The sequence below is a fragment of the Pseudoalteromonas sp. J2K-J031 genome, assembly GCF_058197095.2.
Window position 1 is genome coordinate 701,628 of the sequence record NZ_CM200279.1, and the last position, 21,649, is coordinate 723,276.

The 21,649-nt window shown below is 40.1% G+C and carries 21 protein-coding genes and 1 pseudogene; 4 read left to right on the forward strand and 18 right to left on the reverse strand.

Translation table 11 applies throughout. From position 1 onward, the window contains the following. Position 1: 1 nt before the first annotated feature. The 12 genes from AC3KZC_RS03210 to rpsU all read right to left on the reverse strand — a co-directional run bounded on the left by AC3KZC_RS03210 (position 2) and on the right by rpsU (position 14,537). Positions 2-814: a DUF2797 domain-containing protein gene (locus tag AC3KZC_RS03210; protein WP_490578061.1), complete on the reverse strand. Its 813-nt coding sequence runs from the start codon at positions 812-814 to the stop codon at positions 2-4. A gap of 49 nt (positions 815-863) precedes the next feature. After that, positions 864-3,344, reverse strand: a complete 2,481-nt coding sequence (locus tag AC3KZC_RS03215) for an EAL domain-containing protein (RefSeq protein WP_490578060.1) — start codon at positions 3,342-3,344, stop codon at positions 864-866. 211 nt (positions 3,345-3,555) lie between these two features. Beyond that, positions 3,556-4,845 (reverse strand): phosphoribosylamine--glycine ligase, encoded by a 1,290-nt coding sequence (gene purD, locus AC3KZC_RS03220; RefSeq protein WP_490578059.1) that lies wholly within the window; start codon positions 4,843-4,845, stop codon positions 3,556-3,558. Positions 4,846-4,855: 10 nt separating this feature from the next. Then, entirely contained in the window at positions 4,856-5,683 is an 828-nt protein-coding gene (locus AC3KZC_RS03225) for a class I SAM-dependent methyltransferase (RefSeq protein WP_490578058.1), read from the reverse strand. A 120-nt stretch (positions 5,684-5,803) separates the two neighbouring features. Next, positions 5,804-7,396, reverse strand: coding sequence for a bifunctional phosphoribosylaminoimidazolecarboxamide formyltransferase/IMP cyclohydrolase (gene purH / locus AC3KZC_RS03230; RefSeq protein WP_490578057.1), 1,593 nt, complete (start codon positions 7,394-7,396; stop codon positions 5,804-5,806). A 157-nt stretch (positions 7,397-7,553) separates the two neighbouring features. Continuing rightward, the gene (gene fis, locus AC3KZC_RS03235) at positions 7,554-7,844 is read right to left on the reverse strand and encodes a DNA-binding transcriptional regulator Fis (RefSeq protein WP_490578056.1); all 291 of its coding nucleotides are present in this window, start codon (positions 7,842-7,844) and stop codon (positions 7,554-7,556) included. Between the two features lie 17 nt (positions 7,845-7,861). Beyond that, positions 7,862-8,833: a tRNA dihydrouridine synthase DusB gene (gene dusB / locus AC3KZC_RS03240; RefSeq protein WP_490578055.1), complete on the reverse strand. Its 972-nt coding sequence runs from the start codon at positions 8,831-8,833 to the stop codon at positions 7,862-7,864. Between the two features lie 210 nt (positions 8,834-9,043). Continuing rightward, on the reverse strand, positions 9,044-9,922 hold the full coding sequence (gene prmA / locus AC3KZC_RS03245; RefSeq protein ID WP_490578054.1) for a 50S ribosomal protein L11 methyltransferase: 879 nt from the start codon (positions 9,920-9,922) through the stop codon (positions 9,044-9,046). 73 nt (positions 9,923-9,995) lie between these two features. After that, positions 9,996-11,843: an RNA polymerase sigma factor RpoD gene (rpoD, locus tag AC3KZC_RS03250; protein ID WP_490578053.1), complete on the reverse strand. Its 1,848-nt coding sequence runs from the start codon at positions 11,841-11,843 to the stop codon at positions 9,996-9,998. Between the two features lie 134 nt (positions 11,844-11,977). Next, the gene (gene dnaG / locus AC3KZC_RS03255; RefSeq protein ID WP_490578052.1) at positions 11,978-13,729 is read right to left on the reverse strand and encodes a DNA primase; all 1,752 of its coding nucleotides are present in this window, start codon (positions 13,727-13,729) and stop codon (positions 11,978-11,980) included. A 123-nt stretch (positions 13,730-13,852) separates the two neighbouring features. Further along, positions 13,853-14,299 (reverse strand): GatB/YqeY domain-containing protein, encoded by a 447-nt coding sequence (locus AC3KZC_RS03260; RefSeq protein WP_490578051.1) that lies wholly within the window; start codon positions 14,297-14,299, stop codon positions 13,853-13,855. 22 nt (positions 14,300-14,321) lie between these two features. After that, positions 14,322-14,537 carry a 30S ribosomal protein S21 gene (gene rpsU / locus AC3KZC_RS03265; protein ID WP_009837707.1) on the reverse strand — a complete coding sequence of 72 codons (216 nt, stop codon included), beginning with the start codon at positions 14,535-14,537 and terminating at the stop codon, positions 14,322-14,324. A gap of 240 nt (positions 14,538-14,777) precedes the next feature. Here rpsU and tsaD point away from each other — a divergent pair, with 240 nt between their 5' ends. After that, the gene (gene tsaD / locus AC3KZC_RS03270) at positions 14,778-15,794 is read left to right on the forward strand and encodes a tRNA (adenosine(37)-N6)-threonylcarbamoyltransferase complex transferase subunit TsaD (RefSeq protein WP_490578050.1); all 1,017 of its coding nucleotides are present in this window, start codon (positions 14,778-14,780) and stop codon (positions 15,792-15,794) included. A gap of 31 nt (positions 15,795-15,825) precedes the next feature. On the opposite strand, the gene plsY is transcribed toward tsaD, so the two are convergent. After that, complete coding sequence (gene plsY / locus AC3KZC_RS03275; protein ID WP_490578049.1) at positions 15,826-16,416, reverse strand: glycerol-3-phosphate 1-O-acyltransferase PlsY; 591 nt, start codon at positions 16,414-16,416, stop codon at positions 15,826-15,828. A gap of 127 nt (positions 16,417-16,543) precedes the next feature. Between plsY and folB the strand changes: the two genes are divergently transcribed. The 3 genes from folB to AC3KZC_RS03290 are packed head-to-tail and all read left to right on the forward strand — an operon-like array spanning position 16,544 to position 18,198. Next, positions 16,544-16,900, forward strand: a complete 357-nt coding sequence (folB, locus tag AC3KZC_RS03280; RefSeq protein WP_490578048.1) for a dihydroneopterin aldolase — start codon at positions 16,544-16,546, stop codon at positions 16,898-16,900. Next, positions 16,901-17,389 carry a 2-amino-4-hydroxy-6-hydroxymethyldihydropteridine diphosphokinase gene (folK, locus tag AC3KZC_RS03285; RefSeq protein WP_490578047.1) on the forward strand — a complete coding sequence of 163 codons (489 nt, stop codon included), beginning with the start codon at positions 16,901-16,903 and terminating at the stop codon, positions 17,387-17,389. After that, a complete protein-coding gene (locus AC3KZC_RS03290) occupies positions 17,386-18,198 on the forward strand; it encodes an undecaprenyl-diphosphate phosphatase (RefSeq protein ID WP_490578046.1) in 813 nt (270 codons plus the stop codon). The genes folK and AC3KZC_RS03290 overlap by 4 nt, the downstream gene beginning before the upstream one ends. Before the next feature lie 515 nt (positions 18,199-18,713). Here AC3KZC_RS03290 and lepB read toward each other — a convergent pair. The 5 genes and pseudogenes from lepB to AC3KZC_RS03315 all read right to left on the reverse strand — a co-directional run bounded on the left by lepB (position 18,714) and on the right by AC3KZC_RS03315 (position 21,612). Beyond that, complete coding sequence (lepB, locus tag AC3KZC_RS03295; protein WP_490578045.1) at positions 18,714-19,421, reverse strand: signal peptidase I; 708 nt, start codon at positions 19,419-19,421, stop codon at positions 18,714-18,716. 138 nt (positions 19,422-19,559) lie between these two features. After that, positions 19,560-19,790, reverse strand: a complete 231-nt coding sequence (locus tag AC3KZC_RS03300; RefSeq protein ID WP_490578044.1) for a DUF1496 domain-containing protein — start codon at positions 19,788-19,790, stop codon at positions 19,560-19,562. Further along, complete coding sequence (locus AC3KZC_RS03305; RefSeq protein ID WP_490578043.1) at positions 19,787-19,954, reverse strand: DUF1496 domain-containing protein; 168 nt, start codon at positions 19,952-19,954, stop codon at positions 19,787-19,789. The genes AC3KZC_RS03300 and AC3KZC_RS03305 overlap by 4 nt, the downstream gene beginning before the upstream one ends. A gap of 221 nt (positions 19,955-20,175) precedes the next feature. Beyond that, positions 20,176-20,445, reverse strand: a pseudogene (locus AC3KZC_RS03310) (HlyD family efflux transporter periplasmic adaptor subunit); the annotation flags it as partial. A 10-nt stretch (positions 20,446-20,455) separates the two neighbouring features. Then, positions 20,456-21,612, reverse strand: a protein-coding gene (locus AC3KZC_RS03315; protein ID WP_518525906.1) for an IS3 family transposase whose coding sequence is annotated in 2 segments (ribosomal slippage) — positions 20,456-21,366 and positions 21,366-21,612 — 1,158 coding nt in all. Because the reading frame shifts where the segments join, the coding sequence is not laid out codon by codon here. Positions 21,613-21,649: the final 37 nt, after the last annotated feature.

Sequence of the window (21,649 nt, forward strand, 5' to 3'; positions counted from 1 at the left end):
ATTAAAACGAGACTGAAACTTCGTATGAAGTGAATTTGCGAATATTAATCACGCCAGTATCAAAAATAAGATATTGACCCTTAATACCTAATAAAACAGCTGAGATATTAGGGTCTTTATCAAAATTAAAACTTGTTAACTTTTTAGGGTACTGATTAACAGGGTAGGTTAAATCAACCACGTCTTCATCGAGAACCTCAATCGCGGTTGCGCCAAAAAGTTGAGCTAATTCATCAAGTTTAGGTTTTATTTGGGGTATGAGCTCAGCAGCTACGGCTTTTAAATCAATGGCGTCACCAGGTCCTTTTAGCATGGTACGCCAATTGGTTTTATCGGCAATAAATTCAGCGAGAGAAACCTCGACTAAACCTGATTGTAAGCGTGTTTGTACTTTAAAAATGGGGAGTGCTTGGGTGGCGCCCTGATCTATCCAGCGGGTAGGTACTTGCGTGTGGCGGGTGATCCCTACCTTTAGACCGGATGTGTTTGCTAAATAAACATAATGCGGGATCATGCAATTATCTTCCCCCCACTGCGGCTCTTTACATGTCCCTGCAGCATGATGGCAGGTTTCAGGTTTCATGATGCACATATCACAGCTGGCTAATTTTCGCATACACACAAAACAGTGGCCCTGCGAATAGCTTTTATTGGTTTTTTTTGCGCAGTGGCTGCAATAAATATTGCCAGTATGGCTAATAGTGAGTGGTTTCCCAATTAAATCATTCAATGGAATTAATTGGTCTCCAACGGGTAAATGATATTCAACAGGTGTAGTTAAATGTGCTTTTAGTTTTTTTAATGTGCCTTGCATACTTGGTTCGCCCCCAATAATTCAAGCAGTCATAGTAACAAACATTACATTAATAAACTTGGCTAATTGATTGTTGTTGATACTTTTTTAACCAAATTAGATATTCTGAAAAAGGCAGCGGCTTGCTGTAGTAATACCCTTGCACAATATCACAGCCACAATCACGTAATTTTTGTTCAATAATACTTGATTCAACGCCTTCAGCTACAACACTTAGGTGAAGGTTTTTTGCCATATCAATCGTATTTTTAACTATGGTGTAATTGCGTGGTGACTCAGCTAAATTTAATACAAAACTCTTATCTATTTTTAACTCGTTAAAAGGCAGTTGTGAAATATAGGCGAGTGAGGAGTAACCTGTTCCATAGTCATCAACAGACACATTAATCCCCATGTTGGCAAAGGCCTTCATTAATTCACTGAGAATTTTAAAATCACTCACCATAACAGATTCGGTAAGTTCGAGATTGATAAGTTCAGGAGGAACGCCAGAACCAGCAAGCGCCTTGCTGATTTTATTTAAAAAGCCACGCATATTAATGTCTTTACCACTGATATTGATAGACACTTTATGAGCGTTAAAGCCTTGTTGAATCAGTTCATTAAGTTGATTAAAAGCATTATGGATGACCCAAAGAGTTAGCTCGTTAATCACACCAGTATCTTCGGCAATGCGGATGAATTTATCAGGTGAAATAAATCCTAATTCAGGATGCTGCCATCTCAGTAGCACTTCAGATCCGGCAATCGTATTTGTTGATAAATTTATTTGAGGCTGATGATAAAGTTCAAGCTTATTATCGCGAATCGCTTGCTGTAACTCAGTTGCAAGCGATAAGCGTTGGGCTACATTTAATTCTTCGCTTTCTTCAAAGATACAAATATCAATACCCTCACGCTTACCTTGGGCAAGAGCCTGAAAAGCCTGACTGATAATATGGCTAATTAAGGTGTTTTTATGGGGGTGATCACAAACACCAATATGTGTATCGAGATTTATAAATAAACCGCTTAAGGTTAAGTCTTTATTGATGGTGTGCTGAATTTTTTCTAGTTGTAATATCAGCGCCTGTAAGTTGATAAATTTACAAGCCAAAATTGCAAGAACCCCATCACGCGCCTTCGCGACTTTAATAGGATGGCCTTGCTGGTGCTCAAATTCGATAAAGCGGCGGTCGGTATTGATTTGTGCACTAATATCTTTAACTACATTAAGAATTAACTTGTCGACTTCTTGATTGCTGATATAAGGAGCAATCGAGTGTAAATTGGTAATTTCAATCACACATAGACTGTATTTAACGTCTTGTTGTTGTAATTCCAGTAGGCGTGTTTCTAATAAGTTTAGATTAGGTAAGTTAGTCGTGAGCTCATGAGTGGCATTAAAAAGAGCTTTTTCTTTTTGGTAGCGCATTTTATCAGCTAATGCCATCGCCATTAAAATAATTTCAAGTAATACCCCGATTAAAAAGGCATAACTGGTTAAGAAAGAATACTCAATTTTACCCGTTAACATTAAAGGTTGTATGGGGGCGCATAAAATCATTGGTAGCCAAGAGATCACATAAAATTTAGCCCAGCGAAATCCAAGCCTTACTTTATAGCCAATCAGGATAAATGAAATGAGGTATAACATGGCCATATTAATAAAAAATAGTGGCGCAGCGATATACTCAGGAATGAACAGCGAAAGTCCAGCAAAGAAAAGCATGCAATATAAAAAATAACGCGCAATGATAAACAGTCGACCGCGACTTTTAAAATACCGTAAAAACGACAAGGTAAATAATAATGAAAATATAGCGATGGCAAAGTTGATAAAAATCACATGCTGATGCAATAAATATTCAACAGCGCTTGGCCAAATGTAATGGCCAAAACCGAGCACAACGCCTGTCAGCATGAGCACCGAAATAATATAACCAATGTAAATTAGATAAACAGGGTCTTTGATACCAAAGAAAAGCACTAAATTATAAAGCGCTATCATGATACAAATCCCAATAAAGCCCCCCCAAATTAAATGAACAATCTCTTTAAATTTTTGATATTCGTGTGTGGTATATATTAGGATTGGGGTTTTGGCTATACCGGTGGTTTTTATTCTTAAAAATAAAGTGGTTGAGTGGTTAGGGGCAACGTCAAATTCAAAAGACGGAAAGCTTTTATCTGCTAGATTTAGCGCTTTTATTGTATCACCGAGTGTTTTTTGTTTGAGAATGTCCGAGGTGTGCGTTACTTGGTAAATAGTTAACTCATCAAGCATTGGATTATCAAAATATGCAACGAGTTGATTATGTTTGCCGGATTTATTATGAAGGGCCAATTTCAGCCAGTAGGTTTGTTGCTCAAAGCTCCAAGGAATATCGTTTAATGGGGCCGTCTTGAGTAATGAAGGCTGCGCTATTAAGTCATCAAGCTTAACTTTGTTCGTGGTATCGATAAAAAATGCAGTGCGAGTGTAAATAATTTGGGTGTGTTCAATGGTGCGTAGGGTAGGGTCGCCAATAACTTTTATTACTTGGTTCAAAAGTATGCATACAATCACAATAATTAAAAAAGCAGCTGGGTATGATATTGTGGATTTTATAGGCATTGAGATAGTGTGGCCGACTTTGAGTTATTTTACTAAGCAAGTGTAGACGTTAATGAGATGGATAGAAAAGTTTGGTAATGAAAAACGGATGCTTGAGTAAGAGCATCCGTTTGGTTTTTATTAAATACGTGATTGTGAGTAATATTTATTTTATTTGTTCGCGTTCAATTGCGCGATAACCAATGTCGGTACGAAACTCAACGCCTTGCCAACTTACTTCGTTCACTAGTGCATAAGCAGCTTGCTGCGCTTGAGTTACTGTATGGCCTAGCGCTGTAGCACACAATACTCGGCCACCGGCTGTTACCACATCATCACCCACTTGTTTGGTGCCGGCATGAAATATCTTTTGTCCATCAGGGTAAGTGACTTTTAAACCAGAAATCACATCGCCTTTTGGATAATCGCTCGGGTAACCTGCTGCTGCAAGCACAACACCGACTGCGGCACGTGAGTCAAATTCAATGGTTGTTTTATCGAGTTCTACACGATTTGCAGCTTCAATCAGCTCAACTAAGTCTGATTGCAAACGTAGCATCATAGGTTGTGTTTCTGGGTCACCAAAACGACAGTTATACTCGATTACTTTTGGTGTGCCATCGGCAGCAATCATTAAACCGGCATATAAAAAGCCTGTATACGGATTGCCTTCAGCCGCCATGCCTTCAACGGTTGGGAAAATCACTTCGTTCATGATGCGCTGGTGGATTTCATCAGTTACAACAGGAGCCGGTGAGTAAGCGCCCATACCACCGGTATTTGGTCCTTGGTCTTGGTTATAAGCACGTTTGTGATCTTGTGAGGTTGCAAATGGTAATACGTTTTTACCATCGACCATCACGATAAACGAAGCTTCTTCGCCTTCTAAAAATTCTTCGATAACTACTCTGCTACCTGCAGCACCAAAAGCATTGCCGGCTAACATGTCGCGGATAGCTTCTTCAGCTTCGGCGTTAGTCATAGCAACAATGACACCTTTACCTGCAGCAAGGCCATCGGCTTTGATGACAATAGGTGCACCCTTTTGCGCTAAATAAGCAAGAGCCGGTTCAATTTGTTCAAATGTTTGGTAGTCAGCCGTTGGAATGGCATGGCGTGCTAAAAAGTCTTTTGTAAACGATTTAGAACCTTCAAGTTGCGCAGCGCCAGCCGTAGGGCCAAAAATAGCCATATCAGCTGCGCGGAACTTATCAACCACACCCAATACTAACGGTACTTCTGGGCCAACAATCGTAAGTTCTACGGCATTTTGCTGTGCAAAAGTAAGCAGTCCGTCTAGGTCTTCGACAGCAATTGCGATATTTTCGAGTTTAGGCTCAAGCGCCGTACCAGCGTTGCCAGGAGCCACAAATACTTTAGTTACTTTTGATGATTGCGCCGCTTTCCATGCTAAAGCATGTTCACGACCACCACTACCAATTACGAGTACATTCACAAGGAGATCCCTATTTATTATCTGGTTTTCTAAATTTAAGCGTCATGCGATCACTTTCGCCGATTGCACGATATTTATCGGCATCTTGTTCAGCTAAAGCGAGACGGGGAGGCAGTGTCCACACCCCTTTTTCATGATCTGCCGTATCAAGTGGATTGGCGTTAATCTCACTTGTAGCAACGAGTTCAAAACCTGCTTGTTGAGCAAGGCCAATAACCCAACTTTGTTTTACATAGCCGGAGCGTTTTGCTTTTTGTTCATTGCGATCTTCAGGTAATCGATGATCAACAATACCTAATATTCCACCGGGCTTTAATGCAGCATAAAAAGCAGCAAACGCATTGTTCACTCCTTCTAAATCATGCTGGATATACCAGTTGTGCAAATTACGAAATGTCAGCACCATATCAAGGCTACTTGCAGGAGCGATACTATGGTGGGTACCTGGGTAAAATTCAGTGACGATGACGTTGTCATATGCTTTGTTGCTGGCGAGTTTATCATTAAACTCATTGACCGCATGTTGATAATATTTCACGTCAGAATCGGCAGGAAAATGAGCTGCGTAATACGTTCCATCCGCTTTGAGTGCCGGAGCAAGTAGTTCACTGTACCAACCTGAGCCTGGCCAAATTTCGGCAACCCGCATGTTTGGTGTTAAGCCAAAAAAAGTAAGTGTTTCTATGGGGTGGCGGTACTCATCGCGCGCTTGATTTTCGGCGCTACGAAGTGTTGATTGGCGAGCATCTGTCAGTACGTCAGTGATGTTGCTGCTGGTGCAAGCACTGAGCGTAAGTGTTGCGGCTGCAATCAGTAGGCTATTGAATCGTAACGTCATCTTCATTCCCTTATCGTTATCATTTGTGTGTTAACAAAATAACAGAAAAAAAAACACTGGCTATGAATTTTGGGCTGATAAACATAAAGCAGCCTAAGCTGCTTTATGTTTTATGGTTTTTTAATGGCGGAAGTGACGCATGCCAGTAAAGACCATGGCCATACCATGCTCGTCGGCTGCGGCGATCACTTCGTCATCACGCATTGAACCACCTGGTTGAATTACCGCTGTTATGCCTGCATTGGCAGCTGCATCGATACCATCGCGAAATGGGAAGAACGCATCAGACGCCATTACAGAGCCTTTCACTTCTAGGTTTTCATCAGCTGCTTTAATACCGGCAATTTTAGCCGAGTAAACACGACTCATTTGACCTGCGCCAACGCCAATTGTCATGCCATCGCGTGCGTAGATAATCGCATTTGATTTAACAAATTTTGCCACTTTCCAGCTGAACATTAAATCGTTTAATTCTTGCTCAGTAGGTTGACGTTTAGAAACAACTTTAAGCTCGCCTTGAGTGACCATGCCTAAATCACGGTCTTGAACCAAAATACCGCCATTAACACGTTTAATATCAAGGCCTGATGTTTTTGCTGACCATTGACCACATTCTAATAAACGTACATTTTGTTTCGCGGCCACAATTTGCGCAGCTTCTTCAGAAACGCTTGGCGCAATGATCACTTCAACAAATTGACGTGAAACGATGGCTTCTGCAGTATCGGCATCTAACTCTTGGTTAAATGCAATGATGCCACCAAACGCTGATGTTGGGTCTGTTTTAAAGGCACGCTCGTACGCTTGTAAAATGTTTGCACCAACAGACACGCCACATGGGTTTGCATGTTTAACGATAACACAGGCTGGCTCTGAAAATTCTTTAACGCACTCAAGAGCTGCATCGGTATCAGCGATGTTGTTATAAGAAAGGGCTTTACCTTGAAGTTGTTTTGCTGTTGCAACTGACGCTTCGACGATGTCATTTTCAACATAAAACGCTGCATTTTGGTGTGAATTTTCACCGTAACGCATATCTTGCTTTTTCTTAAACTGGAAATTAATAGTGCGTGGAAACGCTGAATCTGGGTGCTCAGCAGCATTTTCGCTGTAATCAGGTACTTTAGTGCCAAAGTAATTAGCAATCATGCCATCGTATTGTGCGGTATGTTCAAATGCAGCAATCGCTAAATCAAAGCGCGTTTGATAAGTCGTTGCGCCATTGTTAGCATCCATTTCAGCAATAACACGGTCATAATCTGCCGCATTAACAATGATAGTAACGTCTTTGTTGTTTTTAGCCGCAGCGCGTACCATTGTTGGGCCACCGATGTCGATATTTTCAATCGCATCTTCTAAACTACAATCTTCTTTAGCAACAGTCGCTGCAAATGGATAAAGGTTAACAACAACCATATCGATTTCAGAAATATTGTTTTGTGCCATAACCACTTCGTCAGTACCTCGGCGAGCTAAAATGCCACCATGGATTTTTGGATGAAGGGTTTTAACACGACCGTCCATAATTTCAGGGTGGCCAGTATAATCTGACACTTCTGTAACTTGGATGCCATTGTCGGCTAAGAGTTTGCACGTTCCACCAGTGGAAAGAATATCCACACCTTTAGCTGCAAGGGCGCGTGCGAATTCAACAATACCCGTTTTGTCTGACACGCTAAGTAGGGCGCGGCGAATAGGACGAAGTGTATCCATTGTAGTTTTGATTACCTCAAATTATAGAGTTAGCAAAAAAAGTTATTTTATAACTTATTAACAGTTGTACCAGTAGCGCTGGACTTTTTTGAAACATTTTAACTATAACAAAAAAGCACCCGAGGGTGCTTTTTATGCAGCCTAAGCTGCTTGGTGATTAGTTCATGCCGTATCTTTTTAACTTCTTACGAAGTGTGCCACGGTTAATGCCTAATAATATAGCTGCGCGTGTTTGGTTACCGCGAGTATAGGTCATTACTTCTTCAAGTAATGGCGCCTCAAGCTCAGAAAGAACAAGGTCATATACGTCTTGCACGTCTTGGCCATTAAGCTGTTTCAAATAATGATGAACAGCTTTTTTAACTGCATCGCGTAATGGTTGCGGTTTTTCGTGTGACTGAACGTGTGGGTTTGTGATAAATGGAGAAGTCACATTTTGCTCGAACATTGTATTCTTTCTCTTTCTTAATTTGCTGCTAGTGTTTCAAAGTACTTTTCTAACGCAGAAACTTGCTGATTATTTGTTTCTAACGCGTTAAATACTCGCCTAAACTGTCCTTCATTATCATGAGCTTGCAAATACCATGACACATGCTTTCGAGCAATACGAACACCCATTACTGACCCATAGAACTCAAAAAGATGATTAATGTGTTCCATCAAAATACTTCTTACTTCTGCTATATCAGGAGTAGGGAGTAATTCGCCGGTTTGTAAGTAGTGTGCGGTTTCCCTAAATATCCAAGGGCGACCTTGTGCTGCTCTTCCAATCATGATGGCATCTGCGCCCGTGTAGTCTAAAACCTGCTTTGCTTTCTCTGGAGATGTAATATCGCCATTGGCAACAATCGGTATAGACACTGAACGCTTTATATCCCTAATGGTTTGATATTCTGCTTCACCTTTGTACATGCACGCTTTAGTGCGACCATGTACGGCAAGAGAGGCAATACCATTACGTTCAGCTATCTTTGCAATTTCAACACCGTTACGATTATCGGTATCCCAACCGGTACGGATTTTTAAGGTAACAGGAACATCAACCGCTGCAACAACAGCTTGAATGATTTCCTCTACTAAATCCGGATATTGTAATAGTGCTGAACCTGCAAGTTTCTTATTCACTTTCTTAGCTGGGCACCCCATGTTGATATCAACAATCTGAGCGCCATTTGCCACATTAAATTGAGCTGCCTGTGCCATGAGCTCCGGATCTGCACCTGCAATTTGTACCGCCCGAATTCCCGACTCACCAGAATGATCCATTCTGTTCATCGACTTTTCGGTTTTCCAAACATCAGGGTTAGATGACAACATTTCTGACACTGCTAAACCTGCACCTAAGCGACGGCATAACTGTCTAAAAGGCCTGTCTGTAATGCCTGCCATTGGCGCGACAATTACATTGTTCTCTAATTTGTACTGACCGATCTGCACAGCGTTACTAGGCCTCTATTTAAGGGGCGCTAAGTTTACGGTTTTTTTTGCAAAAATCAAAGGCTATAAATTGAACAAAAGTGTTTTTTTTTGAACTTTTTGACTTGACTTTTCCTAACCGGTTGACAGATTTTTCATTTTGTATGAAAAAAGTACACTTCAAAGTGCAAGCCGCGCTGAATGCGACTTGCAAGGGACTTTCGATTTAGATTATTTTTTTTGGCCACTCACTCGAACCCATTCACCTTGCTCGGCAATTGGATCAAGTTGGCAATATTCTTGATACACATTGGCAACAGAATCAGCTTGTTCAACTAAAATGCCTGAAAGTGCTAAAGCACCTTTTGGCTTTAATAATCCTAAAATAACCTGATGTAATTCACGAAGTGGAGCGGCCAATATGTTGGCTACCATCACATCGGCCATAAATTCAGGTTGGTCTTGTGGGAGGTAAACTTCTAGTTGATGAGCGACACCATTACGCTGTGCGTTATCTAAGCTTGCTTCTAATGCTTGAGGGTCAATATCAATGCCGATCACTCGTGCTGCGCCTAATTTGATTGCCGCAATTCCTAAAATGCCAGAACCACAACCAAAATCGACGACTGTTTTACCCGTTAAATCTTGGCTTTCTAACCATTGAAGACAAAGTGCTGTTGTTGCATGGGTGCCCGTGCCAAAAGCAAGACCAGGATCGAGTAATACGTTTACTGCAGTGGGATCTGGAATTTCACGCCAGCTTGGACAAATCCACAAACGCTCACCAAATTTAATTGGATGAAAATTATCCATCCATTCACGTTCCCAATCTTTATCTTCAAGCTGCTCAATTTTATACTCGAATTGCTCTAAAAGTTCAGGCTGCTCACTTAAGTAATCAACCACCGCTTGCATATTTTCTGAGGCATCAAATAAACCAATAACTGTTGTTTGGGCCCATAATATGACTTCACCAATCGGCGGCTCATAGATTGGCGTATTATTGGTATCAAGAAATGTAACAGAAGCGCTGCCGCAGTCCATTAAGTAGTCGCTAATTTGATCGGCATTTTGTTTAGTTGCATTAATGCGAATTTGGATCCAAGCCATGAGAGTGACCTTTTTTAGTTTAAAATTTAAAAAGGCCGCAATGCGGCCTTTTATTTTAGCAATAACGTCTTAGTTATTTAAAATCTAAGAAGCTTTTTAATAAATCAGAGCGAGAAGGGTGACGTAACTTACGTAACGCTTTAGCTTCAATTTGACGAATACGCTCACGAGTAACATCAAACTGTTTGCCTACTTCTTCTAAGGTATGGTCGGTATTCATATCAATACCAAAACGCATACGTAATACTTTAGCTTCACGAGCGGTTAAACCTGCAAGCACTTCATGGGTTGCGCCTTTTAGGCTTTCCATGGTGGCTGAGTCAATTGGAGACTCAATAGTGCTATCTTCAATGAAGTCACCAAGATGAGAATCTTCATCATCACCAATAGGTGTTTCCATTGAAATTGGCTCTTTAGCGATTTTTAATACCTTACGGATTTTATCCTCAGGCATCATCATGCGCTCAGCAAGTTCTTCAGGGTTTGGTTCACGACCCATTTCTTGCAACATTTGACGCGAAATACGATTAAGTTTATTAATCGTTTCAATCATGTGAACAGGAATACGGATTGTGCGTGCTTGGTCTGCAATTGAACGAGTAATGGCTTGACGGATCCACCACGTTGCATAAGTTGAAAACTTATAACCACGACGATATTCAAACTTATCAACTGCTTTCATCAAACCAATGTTACCTTCTTGAATGAGATCCAAGAATTGTAAACCACGGTTGGTGTATTTTTTAGCAATTGAAATTACAAGACGTAAGTTCGCTTCAACCATTTCTTTTTTAGCACGGCGCGCTTTTGCTTCACCAATACTCATTCGACGGTTGATATCTTTAATACGCTCAATGCTCAAACCTGTGGTTTGTTCCATATTACGAAGCTTATTTAAGCTACGTTCTATTTCAGGGCGACACTCAGCAAGTTTTTCTGAATATTTTTCGCCTGCATTGATTTCAATATCTAACCACTCACCACTACTTTCGTTGTTAGCGAAGTGTTTGATGAAGATTTTTTTAGGTAACTTTGCAATTTGACACGCTTGCTTCATGATTAAACGTTCTTGAACGCGAACGCGATCCATCATGTCGCGCATGTTATTTACCATGCGGTCAAATTGTTTAGGCATTAGTTTAAAGGTACGGAATAACTCACCAATCTCAGCAATCGCTTCTTTAGCATCTGGGTGAGAACGACCCTTTTCTTCAAAAATCATGCGTGCTTTATTATAAAGATCACGAAGTTTTTCGAAGTTTTCACGAGCAAGCTCAGGATCAGGACCTAGATCAACCTCTTCTTCACTTGAGTCATCGTCGTCATCGTCATCTAAATCGACGTCTTCATCTTTTAGTTGTTCTTCATTTAAATCAGAGCCGATATGCGTTGCTGCAATTGGAAATTGCTCTTCATCAGAGTCAAAAAAGCCTGAAATAATATCGCTTAAACGGATTTCTTCGGCTTCGTATTTATCCCATTGTTCAAGCAAATAGGTAATTGCTTCTGGGTACTCAGCAACGGAGATTTGTACTTGATTAATGCCTTCTTCGATACGTTTAGCGATTTGAATTTCGCCTTCACGAGTTAAAAGCTCAACCGTTCCCATTTCACGCATATACATACGAACAGGGTCGGTAGTACGTCCGATTTCTTTATCAACAGTTGCAAGTGCAGCCGCCGCAGCTTCTGCAGCATCTTCATCTGTAGTTGTTTCCTGCATCATCAATTCATCGGCATCAGGTGCGTTTTCACAAACCTGTATACCCATGTCATTGATCATACTAATGATATCTTCAACCTGATCGGAATCAATTATATCCTGTGGAAGGTGATCGTTCACTTCAGCGAACGTCAAATAGCCTTGCTCTTTACCTTTTTGAATCAGGAGTTTTAGTTGTGACTGAGGAGTTTGCTCCATAGAGATATTCTCTTCCACTTTGAAAAGTTGACACTGCAGGCGTCAGCTCGGAAATTAGTTCAAATGCGACGCGGTGAATAGAGCATTATAACACGAAGTATTTTTTCTGGCTAGCTCACTTGTCGCCGTTATATTTAAGCCCCCTTAAGGGCTTGGGTTAATAATGAATACTCAAGACGCTCTTCTTTATTTAAGCCTTGCGTCTTGTCTTTTATTAATAGGGTCTCGAGGCGATGATTTAAACACTGATCTTCAATAAATTTAAATGTGTTTTTAAAATACTCATCCAGTTGTGCTTCATCTATTTGATGTTGCCAGCCAGCAAGCATTGAAAGTGCTTTAAAATCAGATGATTCGCGGTAAAGTTCTAAGATTTGACCGGTATTAATCTGGTTATGCTTGAGGCACAGGGCTTGAAGTTGCTTAAATAAAGCTAAACCCGGTAGGTTAAGTTCAACAAGCTCAGGAGAATAGGGGATGCTTTTTGCTAACTGTGGATGCTGTAGTAGCAACCCAATAGCAATGCGCATTGGGGTCATTTTAAATTTACTTTTAAGTGATTGCTGCTGACGCGGATTTTTTATTTTTTGGTTTAGCTGTTCGCGCGTGCGGCCAATGAGGCGAGCAAGTTTTTCGAGTAAATTTTCTTGGTAAAAATCGCTAGGTACTTTTTCAATCATCGGCAAGGCTAAACTCATTAACTTTGCTTTACCAGCATCGGTTGTGATGTCTAGCTCAAGCGAAAGACGTTCAAATAGTACTTTTGTAAAATCAGAGGCTTGCTCTAGCCTTTGCTCAAACAATTCTTTGCCTTCTTTTTGTACTAAAGAGTCCGGATCTTCACCATCAGGTAAAAAAACAAATAATAAAGCTTTGCCATTGTTGAGATATGGCAGAGCATTTTCAAGTGCTCGCCAAGCGGCATCTTTACCTGCTCTATCGCCATCGTAGCAACAAATAACTTTATCAGTTGTTCGAAACAGGGTTTGCATATGTTCACTGGTAGTTGCTGTACCAAGCGCTGCAACAGCATATTCAATACCTTGTTCAGATAGCGCGACTACATCCATATAACCTTCAACAACCATAATTTGGGTGAGTTTTTTAAAGGCTTGTTTTGCTTCGTAAAGCCCGTAAAGCTCAAACCCTTTATGGAAAATACGCGTTTCTGGTGAGTTTAAATATTTTGGGCCATTATCCCCTTGTAATACTCGCCCACCAAACGCTATAACGCGACCACGTTTATCACGAATGGGAAACATCAGTCGATCACGGAAAAAATCAAATTGGCGGCCAGGTGTTTTTTCACTGGCAAGTTTTAAGTCGGTGAGTTGTTGTTTTTGATCTTTTGTGCGTGCGAGTTGCTTACATAAGCCGTCCCACTCTGTTGGAGCGTAACCTATCATATATTTTTTGACTGTTTGACCTGATAAGCCGCGGCCTTTTAAATAGCTGATCACATCAGCTGAGTTTTGGTGATGCTTAAGTTGGTGCTGGTAAAAACTACTCGCTTGTAGCATTAAATCGTAATCGGAACGCTTTTGCTCTGCACTCACTTGAGGTGCACTTGATTGACCTGCGGTGTTTTCTCTTGGTACTTCTAAATGCAGGTTCGCAGCGAGTTCTTCAATGGCATCAACAAATTCTAACTTTTCATATTCCATGATAAAGGAAATTGCATTGCCATGAGCACCACAGCCAAAGCAGTGATAAAACTGTTTATCTTGTGATACGGTAAATGAAGGGCTTTTTTCGTTATGGAATGGGCAGCAGGCTTGGTAATCTTTACCTGTTTTTTTTAAACCTATTTTGTTGTCTATTAGATCAATAATATCTGTGCGGGCTAATAAATCGTCGATAAAGCTGCGTGGAATTTTTCCGGCCATGTATGAAGTATCAGTCTAATAAAGTTGAAAGCAAGGATAACGGAAATCTGAATTAGGATCTAGCCGCTCTAAAACGAAGAAACCGAGCACAAGGCTCGGTTCAGTAACAGGTCGCTACTTTATTTAGGCATTTAATCGTTGCTTGATTAAGCCAGAGATTTTACCGATATCGGCTTTTCCTTCGGCTTGGCTTTTGATTAAGCCCATTACTTTACCCATGTCTTGCATGTTCGTCGCATTACAATCTGAAATTGCTTGGTCAATAAGCTCAAGAATTTCTTCTTCACTTAAAGGCTTTGGTAAAAAGCTTTCAAGAACACTTATTTCACTTGCTTCAATTTGCGCTAAATCGTCTCGACCTGCTTTTTCAAACTGGTCGATTGAATCACGGCGTTGCTTAACCAATTTTACTAAGACAGAAGTAATTGCTGCTTCATCTAAAGTAATTTGGCCATCAATTTCGCGTTGCTTGATTTCAGCTAATGCCATACGAATAGCACCAAGTCTAATTTTATCCTTGGCACGCATGGCATCTTTTTGTGCGTCTTTTAATGTTGTCAGAAGACTCATCTATACAAGACCTGGTAAGGTATTAGTAAAGTTTAACGCGACGTGCGTTTTCGCGAGAAAGCTTTTTCATGTGGCGTTTTACTGCCGCTGCTTTCTTACGCTTACGCTCTGCTGTAGGCTTTTCATAAAATTCGCGGCTACGAACGTCAGAAAGGATACCTGCTTTTTCACATGAACGCTTGAAACGACGTAAAGCCACGTCAAACGGTTCGTTTTCTCTTACTTTGATTACTGGCATTAAAAAATCACCTACTAACTAAAATGAGTTTGACTCATATGACCAAAAATTGGCCGTCTAGTACAAAAATGGTGCGGCATTGTAAAACGAAGCACGACGCGATGTAAAGAATAATTATCACAAAGCTAGTAAAATTCTGACAAGTCAGTAAAATTGCCGGCTCAGTTTTACGGTTAATGGCGTAAGATATCATATAAATCTGGTTGCCACGATTAATTTGGCATATTTGGAGTGTAACAAATGCGTATTTTAGGTATTGAGTCGTCTTGTGATGAAACGGGAATTGCCATTTATGACGATGAAAAAGGCTTACTTGCACATCAATTATACAGTCAAGTTAAACTGCATGCTGATTATGGCGGTGTGGTGCCTGAATTAGCGTCGCGGGATCATGTTCGTAAAACTCTACCGTTGATTACTGCTGCTTTAAAAGAAGCTAACTGTACACCAGAAGATTTAGATGGCATTGCTTATACGGCAGGTCCTGGCTTAGTTGGGGCTTTACTGGTTGGTTCATCAATCGGGCGCGCACTTTCATTTGGTTGGAAAATTCCAGCCGTTGCTGTGCATCACATGGAAGGGCATCTATTGGCGCCAATGCTTGATGAGCCTCGCCCTGAATTTCCATTTGTTGCTTTGCTTGTATCTGGTGGTCATACCTTATTGGTAAAAGTTGCAGGCATTGGTGAGTATCAAATATTGGGTGAGTCAATCGATGATGCAGCAGGCGAAGCATTTGATAAAACAGCGAAATTACTGGGGTTAGATTACCCAGGTGGTCCGTTGTTGGCAAAACTAGCGGAACAAGGCATACCTAAACGGTTTATTTTTCCACGTCCAATGACTGATCGCCCAGGTTTGGATTTTAGTTTTAGTGGTTTAAAAACGTTTGCGGCCAATACAATTCGCTCAGAAGGCGATGATTTACAAACTAAAGCGGATATTGCGCATGCATTTCAAACCGCAGTGATTGATACCCTGGCAATCAAATGCAAACGTGCCTTAAAAGAAACGGGTATTAAACGCTTAGTGATAGCCGGTGGTGTGAGTGCAAACAGTTATTTGCGTGATCAGTTTGCTAAAATTATGCAAGGAATGCAGGGGGAGGTTTTTTACCCAAGAACTGAATTTTGCACCGATAATGGGGCGATGATCGCCTATGCTGGCATGCAACGCTTAAAAGCAAAGCAATATGCAAGCCTAGACAGTAAAGTAAGGCCGCGCTGGTCGATTGAAGAGCTACCGCCACTTAAATAAATGGCGCTAAAATTGAATTTAAAAAGCCAAATTATTGGCTTTTTTTATGTCCGATTTTTGGTTCAGTACCTTTGAATAATCGCACAATGTTGTCGCTGTGACGAAATATGATGAGTAGCGCTAACATACTCACAGGTAAAGTATAAAGTGGTTTAATCAACCATGTATAAAGTGGAGCCAAGCCAACGGTGATAAGCGCTGCAAGAGATGAATAACGTGTTAATCCGACAATTGCAATCCATGTTGCGATCAATAATCCTGCAAGCGATAAGCCGATAGGGAGTAAAGTGCCAAACGCAGTTGCAACCGCTTTGCCCCCTTTAAAATGAAAAAAGATTGGATAGATATGGCCTAAGCATGCTGCTACGCCAATCAGTCCTAACATCAAAGGATCAATCTTTAAAAAATAAGCGCCCCAAACTGGGATTGTGCCCTTTAGGATGTCAAAACACAGTACCAATATTGCGGGCAATTTTCCGCCTAAGCGCAAAACATTTGTTGCCCCTGGATTTTTTGAACCGAATTGACGGGGATCAGGGATACGAAAGACACGACAAACCAATACCGCAGAAGATATTGAGCCAAACAAATAGGCAAAAATGAGCATTACACCTGTTAACACTGTGATCCTTATTCTTTAATCAGCAAAATTGGGCTATCATCTGCCGCTGATATTATTCGGGTAGAAGGGTACTGTTTTTTTTGCCTTGTGGGTATCCGACCAGCCTTTAATTTAGAGCATTGTTACTATGGATAAAGTATTTATATCGCAATTGCAAGTAAACACTATTATTGGTGTTTACGATTTTGAAAAAGAAACCAAACAAGATTTATTTTTTGATGTTGAAATGCTCACCGATATTCGTGCCGCTGCGCAGTCGGACAATATTAATGATGCAGTCGATTATGCCGTGGTGAGTGAGCGAATTATTGCCCATACAACAGCCAAACCAGTCGAATTGCTTGAAACTTTAGTTGAACAACTCGCGAGCATTATTTTAACTGAGTTTAATGTTCAGCAAGTAATGATTAGAGTGAGCAAACCTGCTGCGGTTGCTGCTGCAAAAACGGTGGGTGTTGAAATCACTCGCGCTAGGCTTGCGTAAATGGCGAAGGTTTTTATTAGTCTTGGTTCAAACATCAACAAAGCACATTATATTCAGGCGGCAAATACCGTACTTGGTTTGCATTTAACTGAACTGACTTTTTCTTCTGTGTTTGAAAGTGAGGCAGTTGGTTTTTGTGGAAAAAATTTTTATAACTCAGTCGTGGGGGGGCATACGAATTTAGGGTTAAGTGAGTTCTGCCAATTACTGAAAAAGATTGAACGTGACCACGGCCGTAAAGATAACGATAAAAAATTTAGCCCTCGCACACTCGATCTTGATTTACTTTTTTACGATGATTTGATTTGTGAAACACCAGCGCAAATTCCCCGAGATGAAATCACTAAAAACGCCTTTGTTTTATGGCCGTTAGTAGAAGTGGCCCCTAATTTAATTCACCCCGTTTTGCAAAAAAGCATTGCTGATATTTGGCAAGCTTACGATAAAACACAACAAAAACTATGGAAAGTGGAGTTACCAGTAGTATGAGTATGATTGAAATCATTGTCTTAGCATTAGTGCAAGGATTAACCGAGTTTTTACCTATTTCGAGTTCGGCCCACTTGATTTTACCCTCGCAAATTTTAGGGTGGCAAGACCAAGGGTTAGCCTTTGATGTTGCGGTGCATGTTGGTACGCTTGTAGCTGTAGTTATTTACTTTCGTAAAGAGGTGGCGGATATTTTAGCTGCGTGGTTTAAGTCGTTTGGTGCACAAGGTGAAACAGATGATAGCAAATTAGGGTGGTGGATTATTATTGCAACGCTTCCCGCGCTTATTATCGGTTACTTTTTTAAAGACTTTGTTGAAAGCTACTCACGTAATGCTTGGATCATTGCCACCACAACCATAGTGTTTGGTTTGTTGCTTTGGTACGCCGATGCTAAAGGCAAGCAGATGAAATCAATTTACCAGCTTAATTGGGTTAGTGCGCTTTTAATTGGTTTGTCACAAGTGGTTGCAATGGTATTCCCTGGTACCTCTCGCTCAGGCATCACGATGACGGTTGGTTTATTACTCGGGTTAAATAAGCAAAGTGCGGCACGCTTTTCATTCTTAATGTCTATTCCGGTTATTGCCGCTGCGGGTTCTTATTATATATATAAGCTTTCAACGGGTGATGACCTGATTGATTGGACGGCAATTGTATTAGGTGCCGTTCTATCTTTTGTCGCCGCCTATGCGTGTATATATTTCTTCTTGAAAGTCATTGAACGGATGGGCATGCTGCCATTTGTTATTTACCGTTTAGTGCTTGGTGTAGGTTTGTTTGGCTTCCTCTATTTTACAGCCGCTTAAGCGTAAAATATTTAAATAAAAAAGCTCAACCTCGTATGGGGTTGAGCTTTTTTATTATCAGTTGAGCTAGATTTTTAGCTCAAATAGGCTGTAATGCGAATAAAGCGTTCGTTAGTACTTTGGCTAGATAATATTTCAATACTTTAATGGTAGTCCTGCTTTGTTGATATAACAGCCAATCTTGTATTGGCATCTCTTAGGGACATAATACTGTCATAATCATATATATCGACATTTTTGCGGTACGCTTTAAGCTCTCGAACTATTCTATCTGGAAACAAAAAATATCCTAAATACTTACACCTTTTTGTATGTAAAATCCATAAACTTAAAGTTCCGATATAAATAAGCCATAAATTAATTGGTAATAGGTAAATGCTAAAATACTTTAAACTTAAGATTGCAAGTAAAATTAAGACGATGCACTTGAGCCGTAAATAAAAACTATTCGAAGGTAAATAAAAATCGAAGTATGTAAACCTATTAATAAACGGCATTTTATTCATTTACAATCATTACTCAAAAATAACAGTTAAGCTGGTATGTTCTTTAGAAATTGAACCGCTTTGATTAAGTTGAAACTTATAAAGCGAATGAGCAACAATATCTTTACGTTTTACAGGTCCATAGTGCCTAGAGTCGTGGCTATTGGTAAAATTATCACCAACAAGAAAATATTGATCTTCTTTAAGCCTATAAGTCGAGCCGTTACTGCAATCTTTATAGATGTTTAATTTTTGTGCTTTCCAATTAGTTGTAATATTACGTGTAAAACCATTCACATATACAAAGTCACCGCAGATTTGCACCTTGTCATTTGGACCTGCAATCAGTCGCTTTCTATGCAAGTCACCTTGTGCGTTTTTGAAACCATACATAGCGCCTTTATCAAGACTAAAATCAAAGTGTTTGGAAATTATATAATCATTTGAAGAGATAGTAGGCCAGTTTGATTTGGTTGCGCTAATGTCAAAAGAATAACCTGTCATCAGTGGTAAGTTTATTGAAAGTATAGATACGGTAATAATGCTAATACTAAGCGAAGAGAGTAAAGCGTTTCGTTTTTTTACCCATATTAAATCTGTTATAAAAAAGATTACAAATAATATCGCAAAACCATAAAAAATATACGGAAATGAATATAAATTAGATCCAAGTTCGAATAATCTAATGGAATAAAAGTAGATTAATATTATTAAAGCCTTACATAAGGTGTTTTTCATTGTTTCAAATTTATTCCTTTATTAGAGGCTATTTGTTAATACTTTCTAAAAAGCTAACAATAAGTAAAGTTAGGATAAGAGTGCAAACAAATTTTTTTTAGCTTATTAATTACACTCTGTATTTTTTGCACTATCTATCTAGGCTTTATCTAGCCAAACTAACATGCCATCTTTTTGCCTTTGGCAAATTTGTAGTTTTCCTGACTGGATTAAACGGGAGCCTTCTGAATATTTTAGATTTTCATAGTAGCAATATTTTTTAAAATCTAATTCCAGTTCTACATTTTCTGAATTATTTTTCTCATTTTCAGCTAAAACACTGAATGAGCTAATCGTTAGAATGCTAAGTAATATGTATATTACTCTCATAATTTATCAACCTTACTTTTTTCCGCTACCCACTTACCATCTGTACATACCATCACTTTACCTTCTTGCTTTTTTCTTGAACCGTTAGAGTAGTTTTTACTGTCGTAAGTGCAGCCATTACCACCACTAACTTGTTCAATTTCATTTACGCTTAATTCACGCATACTGTTATACTCCATAAATCCGATACTTTTAGTTAAGTCATCGGGTTGTTAATACGCTCAACCTTTACTATGAAGGTGAGCGATTAATAGGCTTGCTTTAGTTGTTCTCGCTAAAGTTTGACTAAAGTCAGCCACTCTATTCTCTGGTGAGTCTTGCTGATTACAGCAAACTAAACAGATGAATTTTAACTGGTTTTCGGAATGAATTCCGACCTACACAGTTAGCTTACCCGCCCTTTCAGGCTATACAGTGGCTCTAATAACCATTCAATTAAAGTGCGTTGTTCGAGCATAATATCTGCCTCAAATAACATACCGCTTTTTAGCTCAAACGCTTGACCGTAGGCTTGCATTTGCTGTGTGTTTAATTTTGCCCGCAAACGATAAACGGGTTCTTGCAGTGCTATTGGCAGTTGCACTTCATTGGGTGCAATAAGTGCGCGATCTATGCGAGTGATTTCACTTTCAATAAAACCAAATCGTTGATAAGGGATGTTCTGGTCAACTCCAACCGGACACTTTTCTAAAAGAGATTTCAAAATCTATCGGTGACTGATCAGCATTTGCCGAATGCAGTCGTTCTACATTGTAATATTTCATATATTCCGCCACATCATCACGCATATGTTGACGGGTTGGCTGTGGTACTTTTAACAACCAGTCATGCTTTAAACTACCAAAAAATCGCTCTACAACAGCATTGTCCCAACATGCTCCCACATCACCCATACTTGCTCGACAGCCCAATTGTTTTAATAAACGTCGATAACCTTTACTGGTATATTGCGAACCTCTATCGCTATGAAACACCAAGCCTTTAGGTGGTTTGCGCAAGTTGTAAGCCTTTAAAAATGCTTTCTCCACTAAGCTTCGCGTCATTCGCTTAGATATGTTCCAGCCGACGATTCTGCGAGAATACAAATCCATTACCACTGCGAGATACAGCCAACCTTCGCCTGTTTTAAGATAGCTCACATCACCTGCCCAAACTTGGTTTGGCCCCACAGGATTAAAATTCATATTAAGCAAATTGTCAGCCACACTCTCACTGTGCTTACGCTTTGTGGTGACCTTATAAGCCAGACGTTGCGTCACATGCAGCTTCAGTCGCGCCATTAACTTAATGGTGCGATAACGTGTGATACTAAACCCTTCTTTGCGTAGCGCTTTAGCTAACTCTCGACTACCTAGGCTGTTCCGACTGGCCTTGAATAATGCTTTAGCTCGACGAAACAATGCGAGTGTATCGGCAGTGATAAGCTCACCAGGACTTTTAAGCCAAACGTAATACGCTGATGTACTGACCTGCATCACTTTGCACGCCATCGAAGTAGGATATTTCGACACAAGAGTCTTGATAAATGAGTACCTTACTTCATTTCTTTCGCAAAGAAGGCGCTGGCCTTTTTTAGGATTTCACGCTCCATTAATAAGCGTTTATTCTCTTTGCGTAACAGCATAAGTTCGGTGCGTTCATCGACAGATAAGGTATCACCTTGTGCCTGCTTTTTGTGTTTAGAAACCCAGCTGTAAAGGATTTTATCTGTGATACCTAAAGAAGCGGCTGCTTGAACTATTGTGTAACCTTGCTCAAGCACCAAAGCCACTGCTTCTTGTTTAAAATCGTTTGGATACTGCTTATTTATTCGTTTAGTCATATTCACCTCAATAATGGCATTATATTCCTTTATTAAA